This window comes from Amycolatopsis sp. YIM 10, assembly GCF_009429145.1.
Taxonomy (GTDB): Bacteria; Actinomycetota; Actinomycetes; order Mycobacteriales; family Pseudonocardiaceae; genus Amycolatopsis.
On the sequence record NZ_CP045480.1, the window covers coordinates 10,164,512 to 10,178,957 of the forward strand.

General features: G+C 70.8%; 21 protein-coding genes. 17 read left to right on the forward strand and 4 right to left on the reverse strand.

What is annotated here, in order from left to right; translation table 11 throughout:
• Nucleotides 1-22: 22 nt before the first annotated feature.
• Nucleotides 23-490 (reverse strand): helix-turn-helix transcriptional regulator, encoded by a 468-nt coding sequence (locus YIM_RS47375; protein ID WP_153036548.1) that lies wholly within the window; start codon nt 488-490, stop codon nt 23-25.
• A gap of 285 nt (nt 491-775) precedes the next feature.
• Here YIM_RS47375 and YIM_RS47380 point away from each other — a divergent pair, with 285 nt between their 5' ends.
• From YIM_RS47380 to YIM_RS47445, 14 genes are all read left to right on the forward strand, one after another.
• Nucleotides 776-916 carry a hypothetical protein gene (locus YIM_RS47380; RefSeq protein WP_153036549.1) on the forward strand — a complete coding sequence of 47 codons (141 nt, stop codon included), beginning with the start codon at nt 776-778 and terminating at the stop codon, nt 914-916.
• Entirely contained in the window at nt 913-1,818 is a 906-nt protein-coding gene (locus tag YIM_RS47385; RefSeq protein WP_153036550.1) for a YqaJ viral recombinase family protein, read from the forward strand. The genes YIM_RS47380 and YIM_RS47385 overlap by 4 nt, the downstream gene beginning before the upstream one ends.
• Complete coding sequence (locus YIM_RS47390; protein WP_153036551.1) at nt 1,815-2,624, forward strand: recombinase RecT; 810 nt, start codon at nt 1,815-1,817, stop codon at nt 2,622-2,624. The genes YIM_RS47385 and YIM_RS47390 overlap by 4 nt, the downstream gene beginning before the upstream one ends.
• Nucleotides 2,621-2,989 (forward strand): hypothetical protein, encoded by a 369-nt coding sequence (locus YIM_RS47395; RefSeq protein WP_153036552.1) that lies wholly within the window; start codon nt 2,621-2,623, stop codon nt 2,987-2,989. Before YIM_RS47390 ends, YIM_RS47395 begins: the two co-directional genes overlap by 4 nt.
• On the forward strand, nt 2,986-3,204 hold the full coding sequence (locus tag YIM_RS47400; protein ID WP_153036553.1) for a hypothetical protein: 219 nt from the start codon (nt 2,986-2,988) through the stop codon (nt 3,202-3,204). The genes YIM_RS47395 and YIM_RS47400 overlap by 4 nt, the downstream gene beginning before the upstream one ends.
• Nucleotides 3,183-3,533, forward strand: coding sequence for a hypothetical protein (locus tag YIM_RS47405; protein ID WP_153036554.1), 351 nt, complete (start codon nt 3,183-3,185; stop codon nt 3,531-3,533). The genes YIM_RS47400 and YIM_RS47405 overlap by 22 nt, the downstream gene beginning before the upstream one ends.
• Nucleotides 3,534-3,673: 140 nt before the next feature.
• The gene (locus YIM_RS47410; protein WP_153036555.1) at nt 3,674-3,907 is read left to right on the forward strand and encodes a hypothetical protein; all 234 of its coding nucleotides are present in this window, start codon (nt 3,674-3,676) and stop codon (nt 3,905-3,907) included.
• The gene (locus YIM_RS47415) at nt 3,907-4,785 is read left to right on the forward strand and encodes a helix-turn-helix domain-containing protein (protein ID WP_153036556.1); all 879 of its coding nucleotides are present in this window, start codon (nt 3,907-3,909) and stop codon (nt 4,783-4,785) included. Before YIM_RS47410 ends, YIM_RS47415 begins: the two co-directional genes overlap by 1 nt.
• Nucleotides 4,782-5,297 (forward strand): hypothetical protein, encoded by a 516-nt coding sequence (locus tag YIM_RS47420; RefSeq protein ID WP_153036557.1) that lies wholly within the window; start codon nt 4,782-4,784, stop codon nt 5,295-5,297. Before YIM_RS47415 ends, YIM_RS47420 begins: the two co-directional genes overlap by 4 nt.
• A 16-nt stretch (nt 5,298-5,313) precedes the next feature.
• Nucleotides 5,314-6,252 carry a WhiB family transcriptional regulator gene (locus YIM_RS48855; RefSeq protein ID WP_194239984.1) on the forward strand — a complete coding sequence of 313 codons (939 nt, stop codon included), beginning with the start codon at nt 5,314-5,316 and terminating at the stop codon, nt 6,250-6,252.
• Nucleotides 6,253-6,299: 47 nt separating this feature from the next.
• Nucleotides 6,300-6,575 (forward strand): hypothetical protein, encoded by a 276-nt coding sequence (locus YIM_RS47430; protein WP_153036558.1) that lies wholly within the window; start codon nt 6,300-6,302, stop codon nt 6,573-6,575.
• A 45-nt stretch (nt 6,576-6,620) separates the two neighbouring features.
• Complete coding sequence (locus tag YIM_RS47435) at nt 6,621-7,487, forward strand: hypothetical protein (RefSeq protein ID WP_153036559.1); 867 nt, start codon at nt 6,621-6,623, stop codon at nt 7,485-7,487.
• 110 nt (nt 7,488-7,597) lie between these two features.
• A complete protein-coding gene (locus YIM_RS47440; RefSeq protein WP_228004456.1) occupies nt 7,598-8,092 on the forward strand; it encodes a helix-turn-helix domain-containing protein in 495 nt (164 codons plus the stop codon).
• Nucleotides 8,093-8,156: 64 nt separating this feature from the next.
• Nucleotides 8,157-9,347 carry a PBSX family phage terminase large subunit gene (locus tag YIM_RS47445; RefSeq protein WP_255462860.1) on the forward strand — a complete coding sequence of 397 codons (1,191 nt, stop codon included), beginning with the start codon at nt 8,157-8,159 and terminating at the stop codon, nt 9,345-9,347.
• Here the strand turns inward: YIM_RS47445 and YIM_RS47450 are convergent.
• Entirely contained in the window at nt 9,307-9,585 is a 279-nt protein-coding gene (locus YIM_RS47450) for a hypothetical protein (protein ID WP_153036562.1), read from the reverse strand. The two genes, YIM_RS47445 and YIM_RS47450, sit on opposite strands and share 41 nt — an antisense overlap.
• Nucleotides 9,586-9,618: 33 nt before the next feature.
• Between YIM_RS47450 and YIM_RS47455 the strand changes: the two genes are divergently transcribed.
• The 3 genes from YIM_RS47455 to YIM_RS47465 are packed head-to-tail and all read left to right on the forward strand — an operon-like array spanning nt 9,619 to nt 13,506.
• A complete protein-coding gene (locus YIM_RS47455; protein WP_153036563.1) occupies nt 9,619-11,217 on the forward strand; it encodes a phage portal protein in 1,599 nt (532 codons plus the stop codon).
• Complete coding sequence (locus YIM_RS47460) at nt 11,189-13,258, forward strand: phage minor capsid protein (RefSeq protein WP_153036564.1); 2,070 nt, start codon at nt 11,189-11,191, stop codon at nt 13,256-13,258. The genes YIM_RS47455 and YIM_RS47460 overlap by 29 nt, the downstream gene beginning before the upstream one ends.
• Nucleotides 13,246-13,506: a hypothetical protein gene (locus YIM_RS47465; RefSeq protein WP_153036565.1), complete on the forward strand. Its 261-nt coding sequence runs from the start codon at nt 13,246-13,248 to the stop codon at nt 13,504-13,506. Before YIM_RS47460 ends, YIM_RS47465 begins: the two co-directional genes overlap by 13 nt.
• On the opposite strand, the gene YIM_RS47470 is transcribed toward YIM_RS47465, so the two are convergent.
• The gene (locus YIM_RS47470; RefSeq protein ID WP_153036566.1) at nt 13,503-14,168 is read right to left on the reverse strand and encodes a hypothetical protein; all 666 of its coding nucleotides are present in this window, start codon (nt 14,166-14,168) and stop codon (nt 13,503-13,505) included. The two genes, YIM_RS47465 and YIM_RS47470, sit on opposite strands and share 4 nt — an antisense overlap.
• Entirely contained in the window at nt 14,165-14,380 is a 216-nt protein-coding gene (locus YIM_RS47475; RefSeq protein ID WP_153036567.1) for a hypothetical protein, read from the reverse strand. The genes YIM_RS47470 and YIM_RS47475 overlap by 4 nt, the downstream gene beginning before the upstream one ends.
• Between the last annotated feature and the right edge of the window lie 66 nt (nt 14,381-14,446).

The window sequence follows — 14,446 nt, forward strand, 5'->3', positions numbered from 1 at the left end:
CCAACACGCGGGCGGTGGGAAGTCAGGCGCCGGTGTCCGGGCCGGGTTCGTCGGGCCGTTCGGCCTCGCTGAGCCACTCGCGTTCTTGTTGAACTCTCGTCGGTTCCGTACCTGGGCTGTCGGCGACGAGCTGTAGAGAGTTACCTCGGTCAAACGTGGGATGTTTCACGTTCGCGTCGGGAACTCTCGAGGTCAGCTCGCCGAACCGTGTGTCGATCTCGTCGAGCAGCTCGCGCACCGAGTAGGTCGCGAGACTCTGCCGGGCCTCGCTCGGCTTGAGCAATCCGGCGCCGACGAGCAGCAGCACGAGAGGCTCGCCGAGCGCCTCGGCGACGGCTCGCGCGTTCGGGATCGTGGGCGGTGACCCGCGGTTTCGCCAATCGGATATCCGACTTTCGGACACGCCGGCGACGCGCGCGAGGTGCGCCGGCTTCCATCCGCGTTGCTCGAGCTGCACTTGCAGGTACGTCCACCACTGCCCGTCACTCATAGCGCCATCCTACTTCCGTAGACGGAAGTATCGATACCCGCCGCAAGTCGGTCATTCGCATACTTGCGTACACGGAAGCGTTGAAAGTCCCTTCCACCTGCCCGTATGGTCGATCTTCCGCGGGGTTCGAGATCTTCCACACGCGGAAGCAGAGGGGAACGTTTAGTGACATCGCACGTCCGCATCCGACCGGATGCGCTTAGCAAGATTGCCACTGCGAAGGGGCTGCGGTCGCGGTACGCGCTCGCGAAGTGTCTCGGCGTCAGTCAGTCCACCGTCGGGCGCGTGCTCGACGGCGAGCAGTGGCCCGGAAACGAGTTCATCGCCGCGACGATCAAGGGGCTTGGCATCCCGTTCGACGTGGTGTTCGAAGTGACCGGCGGTGACGTCGCCTCGACGCCCGAGTGCGCCGGGGTGGCCGGATGAGCGCCGCCGCTGTCCGCGTGGGCACGTTCGAGCCGGGCTCGGCCGAATGGCTCGCCGCCCGCGCGTCCGCGCTCGGCGGTTCCGAGGTGGCCACGGTGCTCGGCCTCTCGCCGTGGGAGAGCCGGTTTTCTCTCTGGCACAAGAAGAAGGGCAACACCGGTCCGGCGGATGACAACGACGTCATGCGGTGGGGTCGCTGGCTCGAGGACCCGATCGCCCGCGCCTTCGCCGCGGCGCATCCCGAGTACCGCGTGCGCCGGTCCGGCACCTGGGCCAGTCGGGCGCGTCGGTGGCAGGTGGCGACGCCCGATCGGCTGCTGTCCACGCTCACCGAGCGCGCACTGCTCGAGGTGAAGACCGCGCACAACGCCGACGAGTGGGGCGAACCGGGTACCGACGAGGTGCCGATCTACTACCGGACACAAGCCCTGTGGCAGCTCGACACGCTCGGCCTGTCCCGCGCGCACATCGCCGTGTTGATCTCCGGATCGGACTACCGCGAGTACGTCGTCGACTGGAACATCGCCGAGGTTTCCGTGCTCCGCGACGCCGCCCGCGAATTCCTCGACACCCTCGAGCGCGACGAACGCCCGGACATCGACGAGCACACCGCGACCTACCGCACGGTGCGCGCGCTACACCCGCTCATTGACGACGTTGAGGTCGAGATCGCCCCGACGCTGGCCGAGCGGTATCGGGCTGCGGTCGCCGAGCACAAGGCCGCCGAGGACGCCAAGCGTCGGGCGGCCGCCGAGGTGCTCGACGCGCTCGGTTCCGGCCGGCGCGCGGTGGTCGCCGGCGAGTCGATCGCCATCCGCGTACCGGGCACCGGTGACTCGCCGCCGTCGCTGCGCCCGTCTCCCATCCGTTCGACACCGCAGAAGGTGAGCGCCGCAGCATGACCACTCAGACCGTCACGTCGGCCGTCGCGCAGCAGCGGGACAGCTCGCCGGCCGCGCTCGTGCGCAAGTACCGCACCGACTTCGCGACCGTGCTTCCCAGCCATATCAAGCCCGAGACGTGGCTGCGCATCGCTACCGGTGCCCTGCGCCGGAGTCCGCAGCTTGCGAACGCCGCGGAGAAGAACCCGACGTCGTTGCTTGTCGCGCTGCTCGACGCCGCGCGCAAGGGGCTCGAGCCGGGCACGGAGCAGTACTACCTAGTCCCGCGCAAAACCAAGCGCGGTCCCGAAGTCCTCGGCATCACCGGGTATCAGGGCGAGGTGGAACTCATGTACCGGGCCGGCGCGGTGTCGTCGGTCAAGGTCGAAGTGGTGCGCGAACATGACACGTTCGCCTACAACCCGGGCGAGCACGACCGACCGGTGCACGAGATCAACTGGCGCGCCAACCGCGGCGACCTGGTCCTCGCGTACGCCTACGCGAAGATGCGCGACGGCGCGACGAGCAACGTCTCGGTGCTCTCCGCCGAGGACATCGCCGTAATTCTGTCCAAGGCCGAGGGCGCCGACTCGCCGTTCTCGCCATGGCAGTGGAACCCCAAGGCGATGTGGCTCAAGTCGGCCGCGCACCAGCTCGCGAAGTGGGTACCCACCAGCGCCGAGCGCGTCTGGCAGCCCGACGGCCCGCCGCCCGAGACGCCGCCCGCCGCCCCGGTCACCCTGCCCACCGCCGAGGACGTCGTCGACGCCGAAGTCGTCGAGGACTGGCCGACCGCGCCGGCGGACACCGCGGACGGTGAGCGATGACCGCGACCAGCGCGAAGGGGCTCGAGGTGATCGCCGACGAGCCCACCGAGGCACCGATGCGCGCCAAGGGCGGCGCGCCGGTGCTCTGGCGACAGACGCGAACGCTGCTGCTCGCCGACGGCTCGACGACGTACGGGTGCGTGCACTGCGACTACACATCGGACAACATGCACTCGATCCGGCCGCATCTGAACAAGCACCGGACCACGCCGGCCGCCGAGGTCGACGTCGACTCGCTCGACGGGCTCACCCTCGGCGAGATCCGGCAGCAGCTCGCGGCGGCCGCCGAGTGGAAAGCGCGCGCCGTGCGGGCCGAGCAACACCTGTCGATGCTGCGCTCGGCTCTGCGGGAGGTGACCGCGTGACCACGGCCGCGCTCGGCTGCTGCGACCCGACCGACTGCTCGCCGTGCTGCCCGGAGTGCCCGACGTGCCCGGTGGTCACCGGACGCACGCCGGGGCAGCGGGTCTACGACATGTCCGGACACCGCGAACTACTCGCCGACCTGGCCGAGTGGGCACGCGAGATCCGCTCGCGCCCGTGGGAGGGGTCCAAGCCGTGGCCGACCAGCTCGCCCTAGGGTTCGCCGACCGACACGCCGGCCAAGAGGCCAACCTCGCCGCCGCGGTCGCCGTGAACCGCGACTACCGGGCCGCGGCCGAGGCCGCGCTCGCCGAGCTGGTCCGCAAGGGCCGGCCGTTCACCGCCGAGGACGTCCGCAAGGCCGTTCCCAAGGACGTCGAGCCGCACTCGCCGAACATCCTTCCGTCTGTGCTCGGCACGTGGGCCTCTCGCCGGCTGATCGTGCCGTGCGGCGAGTACCGCAGCCGCCGGCGAAGCCGACGCGCAAGCCGTAACCGGGTGTGGATGGCCGCGCCAGCGCGCGAAGTGCCGCAAAACCTGGGGTAACAGTTTGTGACGCTACAACGGCGCCGCGCCCTTAGGTTGTCCGTACTTGCAGCTCAGAACACATTTCCAGTCCGTCACGACCAGTGGCGGGCGCGGTGAAGCGCGCCCGCGTCCGCCACTGCACCACTCCAGGGGGAACCGTGATCATCGAATTTCCCGGCACCAACGCGGTGCCGGCCGTGCGCAAGCTCGACGCGCTCGCCGTCGAGGCCGGGCTCAACGGCCGCCGCACGTACGACGAGCTGCACCCGCGCGAGGTGTTCGAGGTCGTCCGGATCGCTCGCCGCCGCGGCGACACCCTCGACCAGGTCGCCGAACTGCTCGACGTCGATTTCTTCATGATCTCCGACGAGTACGCCGCCGCGGGGGCCTGATGAGCGTTCAAGCCCTGCGTTGGGCCGCCGAGCAACAGGTCGGCGGCCCCATGCCCAAACTCGTGCTCTACGCCCTGGCCGAGCACGCCAACCGCGATGGCTATGCAACAACATCGCTCGCGACGCTCGCGCGTGAAACCGAAGCATCGCGCCGAACCGTGCAACGCGGGCTCGACACGCTCGTCGAGCGACGGCTCATTGCCCGCACCCGACGCCAGCGAGGCACCGGCGCCGACACATCCAGTGAGTACCGCCTCATGCTCAACCGACCCGGCGACGGTGCCACACCGACACCCCAGCGGGAGGGACACACCGACACCCCCGAGGGTCAGAACGACACTCCCCCCGTGCCAGAGCGACACCCCGGGAGTGTCGGACAGTCACCCCACGCGGGTGTCACAGCGGCACCCCAAGGTGAACCGGAACTACTGAACCGAACTACGGAACCAGGCCGTCACGCGCGCCCGCACCCGCGAGGCACCACCACCGCGGCGGAACTCTCCGCGACCGCCTCTCGGCCCGACGCCTACCGGCTGGTGACGTCCTGGCGTGACCAGACCGGCGCCGCCTACCGGCCGGCGACGATTCGTGCGCTTGCCAAGCAGGCAGACGGGATTTTGCGCGAGGGTGGTGCGCTGGTTCCGTTGCGTGCCGCGCTCGACGAATGGGACCGCCGCCCCGATGCTCGGCCCGGTCTGCTGCCACACCTGTACGACGATGCGGTCAAGGCCACCCGGCGCGCCGAGCAGCCGGCCGCGCGCCCGCCGGTCCGCAGCGCTCGAGGCGAAAAAGTTCGGGGGTGGCTCGCGCTCGCCGCCGAGCCCGCGCCCGTCGACGCCGACCCCGTCGAGCAGCTCGTCGAGGGCGTGCGCGCATGAATCGAGCCGAAGTCGCGACCCTGCTCGGCGCCGCCTCGGCCGTCGACCCGAAGGTGCCGCAACCCGATCCGGACGTGCTCACGATGTGGGCCGGCATCCTCGACGACGTCCCGGCCGACGTCGCCGGTGCGGCGGTCCGCGAGCACTACCGGCACAACGGCGAGACCGTCATGCCGGCCGACATCGTCGAGTACTGGCAAACGATTCGTCGCGACGCCGCCGAACGCAAACACAACGCGCAGTTGCGCGCCCGCGCCACAGAGCGGCCGCTCGACCTGCGCGCCATTCGCGACGGCGTCGCCCGGGTCACCGCGGCACTCGCCATCACCCGCGGAGTCGATCCCGAGTACGCCGAGGCTGAAGTCGAGGCCCGCCGCGCCTACCTCGCTGTGCCGTGCACCTGGTGCAAAGCCCGACCGGGCGCACCGTGCACCGGCCCCGGTGGCAAGCCACTTACCAAGCAGCCCGCGCACGACGCCCGGCTCGCCGACGCGCTCGCGTCCACGCGCTGAACACCAGGGGGAACCGATGAACAGCCACGACGAGACCACGCACGCGACCGGTCGCCGGCGCCTCCGCGCGCACGCGCGCGTCGACGCCGGCTCGGCGGACGCTTCCGGTTCGGGTAGCCCCGCACCCGCGCCGATCGACCCTTCGGCGCTCGACCAGTTCGCCGCGTTGCTGCGCCAGGCCAGCGAGCGCGCGCCGGCCGTTGTCGAGGGCGACCTCGGCCGCCGGCTCGGCATCGCTCTCGAAGGGCTCGCACGGCAACCGGGTACGGGGTTGCTGCCCTACCGGCTTCGTCGGCTCGCCGAGACCGTGCCCCTCCCCCACGGTGAGCTGCAGTTCCTCCAGCCCGGCGCTGACCCTGTTGCTGGCATGCACCAGGCCACGGCGATGGTCGGCCGCCCCACCGTCCCGGCTCGCCGCGCCGCTGCTAGTCGACAAGGCGCCGCAGTGACGCGCCGGCCGTCGTGGCGCGAGCGCGCAGCGTGCCGCGGGCGCCTCGACCTCGATTTCATCGACCCGGCCGACGAGCAGATCAACCAGTGCCGGGCCGTATGCGCCGAGTGCCCGGTGCGCGAGCTTTGCCTCACCGACGCGCTCGCTTCCGGGGAGGCGTGGGGGATCTGGGGAGGGCTCGACGCCGACGAGCGAGCCGCGGTCGCCGAGCAGGACGGACACCCCGCGCCGACGGTTCGGCCGGCGCACGGCACGAACGCCCGGTACGCGAAACACCGGTGCCGCTGCTCGGCGTGCACCGCAGCACACGCCGAGTACGAACGCGAGCGCCGTGCCCGTCTGCGGGCTCGACGGCGCGGCACGGTGTCGCGCGCGTACGTGCTCGCCGAGCCGGTCCGGTGCGGCCGCACGTGGGCCGGCGCAGGTCAGTACGTGCTAGCGCTGCCCGGTCTCCCGATTCCGGCCGAGGCCGAACTCGACGAGCCGCTCGGCGCGGCCGCATGAACGGCACCGGTCGTAGGCTGTCCCGACTCGACACGAAGGAAGGTTCGTTGAGCGCACGCGCATTCGCCCGAAGCACGCTCATCGCCGGTGACCCGGTGAACTGTCGTCACGAACACCCGCACAAGCCCGGCCGTGTGTGCCTGCTCGCGAAGGCGCACGGCGGACTCGGCACCACTGCGCCGCACCGCTCGGTCGAGGGCGACGAGTGGTTCGACGCCGTATGCCGCAAGTGCCGCGGCGCCGGTTCGGTCGACGGCACCGAGTGCGCGCCGTGCGGCGCCGTCGGGTGGGTACTCGTCGACCGGGCGGTCGACGCCGCGTAGCCACCGCGGCCGGTCGGTGACACGGCCGGCTCGAGGCTCGAGTGCATGATCGACACGTGCGCCGCCCCGTTCTGCGCCAACGCCACCACCGGCGGCACGGTGTGCCCGTCGTGCCTCGGCCGCCTCCGATCCGACCTGGTCGACGTCGCCGAGCTGGTCGACTACCTCGAGGACACCGTCGCCCGGCTCTCGAACACCGGGCCGCCGAGGGTGGGCTCGCGGCCGGCCGAGACCGGGTTGCCGTTCAACGTTGGCGCCGCCGAGGTCCGCGACGTCGTGCACAACGTGCTCTCGACGTGGGTACGGGACCTGTGGGAGACACACGGCCTACGCCAACCGGTGCCCACCGGCGAGACCGCGCCGGACGGCTCGCCGCTCACCGTCGCCGAGCTGGAACCGCTCGACCTCGACGACACCGTGCCCGAGATGGCCGCATGGCTGCGCCGACACCCGTCGTGGACCGAGTACCACCCGGCCGGCGGCGAGCTGGTCGACGAGATCGGCGACGCCGTCGAGCAGGTCCGCCGGGCCGTCGACCTCCCGCCGGCGCGTGTGTACTGCGGGCCGTGCCCCGACTGCTCGGCCGACCTCTACGCCCGCCCCGAACGGGCCGTCGTCGCCTGCCGTGAGTGCGGGATGCGGCACGACGTCGAGGCCCGGCGCGAGAAGCTGCTCGACGCCGCCCGGGACGTCGAGGCGACCGCAGCGGAGATCGCCCGCGCGTTGCCGAAGCTGCTCGGCCGCGAACTGTCGGCGAACACGCTGCGCACGTGGGCGCGCGCCGGCAAGCTCGACAAGCGCGAGCCCGACGAACACGGCCGGCCGCGGTACCGCATCGGCGACGTCATCGACCTTGCGCTCGTCACCCCCGCGCGAAAGCGTGTAACCCGCGAACCGGCCGGTTGTGCTTAAACTGGCGATTAGCAGCGGGTGAGCTGTACCCGCACCACGATCCGACAGTCCCGGACTACCCTCCCCCCTCGGTCCGGGGCTGTCTGCTGCCCGGGGGCGAGGTGACCACCTTGCCGCGCAATCTGATCACCGACGCTGACCGGGAGCGCGTCCGCGAGCTGCACGCCGAGGGCAAGACCCGCAACGACATCGCCCGGGAGATCAACCGCTCGCCGTCCACGGTGACCGGCATCGCTCGCGCGCTCGGCCTGTCCTTCGACCGCTCGGCCACTGCCGCCGCGACGCACGCTCGTCAGGTCGACAACCGCGCCCGCCGTACTGACATCGTCGGCCGGCTCTACGGCCGCGCCGAGCGCATCCTCGGCCGCCTCGAGGCCGACCGGTACACGTTCACCGCGACCACGATCAACGGCATTGAGTCCAAGGTGCTCGACCACGTGCCGGCGCCGGACGAGAAGGCGCTCGCCTCGGCGATGTCGACGCATCTCGGCGCCGCGGCCAAGCTCGAGCAGGTCGACGCCGACACCGGCGCCGAGGGCGCTCGGTCGATGCTCGGCGGGCTCGCCGTCGCGCTCGGCATCGCGACCGGGCCGGCGAATGGGTGAACCTGCGCTCGACCTGCCGCTCTCGCCGGCGCAAATCGAGTCGATGCGGGAGTCACGTTCCCGGGTGAACATCTGGTCGGGCGCCATCCGGTCGGGCAAGACCATCGCGAGCTTGTTGCGCTGGTTGATCTACGTCGCGCACGCACCCCGCGGCGGGCAACTCGTCGTTGTCGGGCGCACCCGCGACTCGGTCGCGCGCAACGTGTTCGCGCCGCTGCAAGACCCGACCCTGTTCGGTGCGGTCGCCGACCATGTCCGGTACACCGCGGGCGCGCCGTCCGGCTGGATTCTCGGCCGGCAAGTGTTCGTGCTCGGTGCCTCCGACAGCAAGGCCGAGAAGGTCCTGCGTGGGCTCACCTGCGCCGGCGCGTACGTCGACGAGGTCACCGTCGTTGCCCGCGAGTTCTTCAAGCAACTACTAGGGCGGATGTCCGTTCCGGGCGCGCAACTGTTCGGCACCACCAACCCGGACAACCCCGCGCACTGGCTGAAACACGACTACCTCGACCGGCTCGCCGAGCTGCCCGACTGGCGTTCGTTCGCGTTCACCCTCGACGACAACCCCTCGTTGTCCGCCGAGTACCGCGCGAGCATTCGCCGTGAGTACACCGGCTTGTGGTTCCGTCGGTTCATCCTCGGCGAGTGGGTCGCCGCCGAGGGCGCCGTGTTCGACATGTGGGACCCCGACCGGCACGTCGTGCCGTGGGCCGAGCTGCCCGACCTGCGGCGCCTGCTCGCCGCCGGCGTCGACTACGGCACCACGAACGCAACCGCGGCGCTGCTGCTCGGCCTCGGCGCCGACGACCGGCTGTACCTGGTCGACGAGTGGCGCCACGACCCGGCGCACGCGCGGACACGGCTAACCGATTCCCAGCTCGCCGCCGGCCTGCGTGAGTGGCTCGACCTTGACCACCACCCGCGGCAAGGTGGCCGCCCCGAGTTCGTCGTCGTCGACCCGGCCGCCGCGTCGTTCCGGGTGCAACTCCAGTCCGACGGCGTGCTCACCCAAGCCGCCGACAACGACGTCGCCTACGGCATCCGGACCGTGTCGAGCCTGCTCGCCGAGGACCGGTTGCGCGTGGCCGACCGGTGCCGCGGCTTCATCGCCGAGGTACCCGGCTACTCGTGGGACGACAAAGCGACCGCCGCCGGCGAGGACAAGCCGATCAAGATCGCTGATCACTCGCTCGACGGCGGCCGGTATGCCGTGACGACTACTGAGGCGCTCTGGCGGCCTGCTCTCGCCGCCGCTTGAACAACGGGTACGCCTCCGGTCTGCCTTGCTTGTCCTGGCCGACCGCCCACTCGGACAGAACCCAACCGGCGCGCTCGATCGCCTCGATTTGCATGGACCAGTCGGCGACCTCGCCAGACAAAAAGTGGTGTGTCGCCGGCCAGTTCAGCCGTGCGGCGAAGAAGTACCGGCCAGCCGCGAACGCGTCGTGCGCCTCCTTGGCGATGTTGTCCGCCTTGGCCTGCTTGATGAATCCCACGTTTCTCCCTGCTCTGGTGAAAGGGGGTGCGTCATGCCGTCTTCCTGGCCTCCCCCGCCGTTCGACGACGCGCACGCGCGTATGCGCGAGTGGGATGCCTGGTACACCGGTGATCCCGAGCGGCTCGTCGAGGTCTACACCGGTGAACGCCGGCGCGCTGTTACACCTCGGCTCCGGCCCTCGACCTACCGCGGCGGCCTGGTGGGCGGGCTCGCTCGGTTCTTCTGGGGCCGGCCGGTCCCGGTTGGCCAGACCCGACAGCGCTTGCATGTGCCGCTCGCCGCGGACATCGCGACCGCGTCGGCCGACCTCCTGTTCTCCGAACCGCCCCGCATCGTCGTCGACGACACCGCGGCGCAGGCGCGGCTCGACCTCGCACTCAACTCGCCAGCGATGCACTCGCGGTTGCTCGAGGCTGCCGAGATCGCCTCAGCGCTCGGCGGCGCCTACCTGCGCGTGGTCTGGGATGCCGACGTGGCCAAGCACGCCATGCTCGACGCCGTCCACGCCGACGCCGCGGTGCCCGAATGGCGTTGGGGCGAGCTGGCCGCGGTCACCTTCTACACACGCGTGCGCGTCGATGGGCCGGCCGTGTGGCGCCACCTCGAGCGCTACGAACCGGGCCGGATCGTGCACGCGCTGCACGTCGGCACCGACACCGAACTCGGTCGCGTCGTGCCGCTGGCCGAGTCGCCGGCGACGAAGTGGGCGGCGCCGCTGGTCGATGCCGAGGGCAGCATCGCTACCGGCACCGACCGACTCGCCGCGGCCTACGTGCCCAACGTCCGCCCTAACCGAGTGTGGCGCGGCACGCCAGAACTCGCGCCGCTGGGCCGCTCCGACTTCGACGGCGTAGAGCCGATGTTCGACGCGCTCGACGAGGTCTACACGAGTTGGATGCGTGACGTTCGGATCGCCAAGGCCCGGCTACTGGTGCCCACCGGGTACTTGCAGGACAACGGCGCCGGCCGCGGCGCGAGCTTCGACGAAGACCGCGAGGTCTACACCGAATTGAACGCGCTGTCGCGCGGCGGCTCGGACACCCTCACCGTCTCAGCGCACCAATTCGCGATCCGGGTAGCCGAGCACCGCGACACCGCCGAGGACATCACCCGTACCGCGCTCCGCGCCGCCGGCTACTCGCTGGCGACGCTCGGCGACAACGACGGCGACGCCTCGATCACCGCGACCGAGGTCACCGCCCGCGAGAAGCTGTCGAACCGAACCCGCGACAAGAAGGCCCGGTACTGGGCATCGGGACTCGCGCACGTATCCGCCGCGCTGGTCGAGGTCGACCGGTACGCGTTCGGCGGGACGGCGACCGTGTCCGATCTGCCGAAGGTCGAGTTTCCCGACCGGACGCAACCCGACCCCGAAGCGCTTGCGCGAACGGTGCAGGCGCTCGGCGCGGCCGAGGCTGCCTCGACCGACGTGCGGGTGCGGATGATTCACCCCGATTGGGACGACGACCAGGTCGACGCCGAAGTCGCCGCCATCCTCGCCGAGTCCGGCCGGACTGTGCCCGATCCGGCGAAGTTTCGCGGGCTCGACCAGTTCCCCGACCCGCCGGCCACCGGCGACAACGAGGTCGAGGGGGCCGCCGATGCCGTGGGAACCCCCACCCGGAGTTGATCCGGCCGACGTCGTCGAGCAGCTCGCCGCGGACATTCTCGCCCTGTACACGCAGGCCGAGGCGCGGTTGCTCGGCGACATCGCCCGCCGGGTCCGCGCCGGCCAAGACGTGCCCGAGTGGGCGGCGCAGAAGGCCGCCGCGGCGCGTGAGCTTCGACTCGCCGCCGAGCGGATCGCTACGCAGGTCACCGGGCAGGCAGGCAAGGCGGCCGCCGATTCCGTGTTCGCCGCGTGGCAGGCCGGCGCCGAGCAAGGGCTCGCGCAGCTCGCCGAACTCGGCGCGCTGTCGCCCGAGCAGCTCGAGCAGCTCGCCGGCGTAGTGCCCGGAATGCAGGCGGCCGCCATCCTCGCCGCCGACCTCACCAGCCGACTCGAGGCGCTGCCGCTGCGCGTCCTGCGCTGGCAGCAGGACGCCTATCAAACGGCGGTCGCCGCGGCCGCGCCTGATCAGTTGCTGGGTACCAGCACGATCCACTCGGCGCAGCGGGCCGCGTGGGACCGGCTCGTCTCCCAAGGCGTGACCGGGTTCGTTGACCGCGCCGGCCGCGACTGGAACCTCGCGAGCTACGTCGAGATGGCCGTGCGCACCGCGACCGGGCGCGCGTGGAACGACGGGCACCTCGCCCGCATGGCCTCCACCGGCGTCGAGCTGGTCACGATCACCCGCTCGCGTCATGCCTGCCGGCTCTGTATCCGCTGGGAGGGGCGGGTGTTGGCGCTGTCCGGCCCGGCCGGCGAGCGCCTGGTCGAGCACACCCTCACCGACGAGACGGTCACAGTCGACGTCGCCGCCACGGTCGAGCAGGCGCGGCTCGAGGGGCTCATGCACCCGAACTGTCGGCATCAGTTCGTGCCCTATCTGCCCGGGGTGACCAAGCTCGACGAGATCCGCGAGCACGACGCCAAGGCCGAGCAGGACCGCGAAGACCTGCGCGCGCTCGAGCGCAAGGTGCGCCGGAACAAGCGCAAGGCCGCGGCCGCGCTCACCGACGACGAGCGCCAGGCCGCCGAGCGTCGGGTGCGCAACACGCAAGCCGAGATCCGCGAGCACGTGAAGCGGACCGGGCTCAACCGCAAGCGCTACCGCGAGCAAGTCAACCTCGGACACGGCGACCTCCGGGCCGCCGAGCGCCGGCTCGACCAGCTCGCCGACCAGGTCACCGAGGGCAGCGCCGAGCAGAACCGGCTCGACGCCATCGCCGCCGAACAGACCCGCCGGCGCGAGGCCGAGCAGCTCGCCGCAGAGAAGACCAAGGCCGACAACGCCGTCGCCGATGCGCTTGCCGCGCAGCAGCGCACGCCGGCCGAGTTGAGCGACGACGAACTCGCCGTCGCCGACCGGGTGTTCGCCGAGCGCGCCGAGTTGCTCGGCAAGCCCGGTCAAGTCAGCCGGACGCACCAGGCCGTACGCGACGAGATCGAACGGCGTACCGCGCCGCCGGCCGCACCGGTGGACCTGCGGGAGCTGTCCGACGAGCAGCTCGGCGACCGGCTCGCCGAAGTCGGCGACGACGAGGACGCGGTCGCCGCGGTGCTCGCCGAGCTGGACCGGCGCGAAGCCGACCAGCAGTACGCCGACGCGGTCGCCGACGACCCGGACGCCGAGAAGTGGGCCGAGGTCGACCGGCTCGTCGAGACCGGCCTCGACTACGAACAGGCGTACGCCGAGGTGTTCGACAAGGACGTCGAGAAGATGCGCCGCGAGGACGCCATCGCCCGGCTTCGGCGCGAGGGCTACCGCGGCCGCGGGTTCGACGAACTCGCCCGCGCTGCCTACGCCGACCGCCTCGAACGCGACTACTTCGCCGCCGAGGCAGCAACCAACGGGTTCCTACTCACTCCGGAAGGCCAACGCGCCGGACTGGACCCGCGGAACCTCTGGCGCCAGAACGAGACCTACGCCCGCCGGTGGGCATCCGACGAGCTAAAGCAGTGGTGGGACGAAAACGGTAGGGTCACGTTCGACCAATTCGTCGCCGAGCAACTCGGCGGCGGCAACGGCGAACGGTTCCGCACCGGGGGTGAGTCGTGGCTGCAATAACCGCCGAGCAAGTCCGCGCCGCCCGCGAACAGGGCTACGCCGCCGGCTATGGGCTCGCGCCACCGACACCGAACCCGTACACGCCGGAACACGTGCCCGAGTGGCTCGGCCCGCGAACACCGGCCGAGCGTGCCCACCGCGCGAACGCCGAGCGCGGACCGCTCGCGCTCGCGCGCGTGTGGCGCCAGGGCTACCAAGACGGGCGAACCGCCTACGCGCGCGAGCACTCGTCGGCCGAGGCGGGTTAGGCCGTACCGGTCGGGCCGACGCCGTAGAGGTACTCGACGGAGGCGCCGCGTGCTTCGACTGCTTCGACACCGCGTCGGGCGATGCCCTGCAATCGGCTGAGCTGGTACGCCCGGGGAATCATGAGTACGTCGCCTGATTCCATGTGGTCGACCAGGTCGAAAAATCCTTCGGTCAAGTCGTTGCCCGCCATTCGTTCGGCTCGGACTATGTCGCATCCCGCGTCCTCGAGCTGGTCCATGTAGGCACGGTGGGTGGTCAAGGACGTCCGTGGATTCGTACGCAGGTAGCCGAACACAACCCGGTGGCCCGGCAGCCGCCGCCGATCCTCACTGAGGCGCTTGAGCCGGGCTTCATAGGTCGCGACAACGTACTCGTCCGACGCCTCGAGCATCCGCTCGACCACTTGCTCAGCAGGGCTGAGCTGTCGACCGGTGCCGGGCATTCCCTCTCGCCACTTCTCAATCTCTTTGAGTCGAGAGGGATGCCAGCCCGGCACGCCGTCGGTTTCGATATCCGGTGCGGGGAAGGGATGCGACGAGTCGACCGGGTACCGATCGCGCCACTTGTTGACCGCCGAACGGGTTACGCCGAGATGATCGGCGATTGAGGTAGCGCCGAGAAACTTCTCGACCGGCGGTGCGAGGTCTTGATCGTCGCTCACGCCAGCACCGCCGCGCCGTTGAAGTCATCGCGCGCATAGAGCGCGCCCACGGGTTCCGGCCACGCAAACGAGGTCGGCACCGCGACCGCGCGCTCGGCGGCGACCTCGGCGCACGCCTCCCAGATGTCGACCTGCCCCGGGACCTGGTCGGCGATGTGCTTGCGCAGCGCTTCGGCCTCGAGCAGTGGCTCGACCTCGAAAAGTGCCTGCATTGCGTTCCCCTTTCGCTTGTCCGCGTTGTTGACACTCTAGGGACACTGCGGCCTTAGTGTCAACAA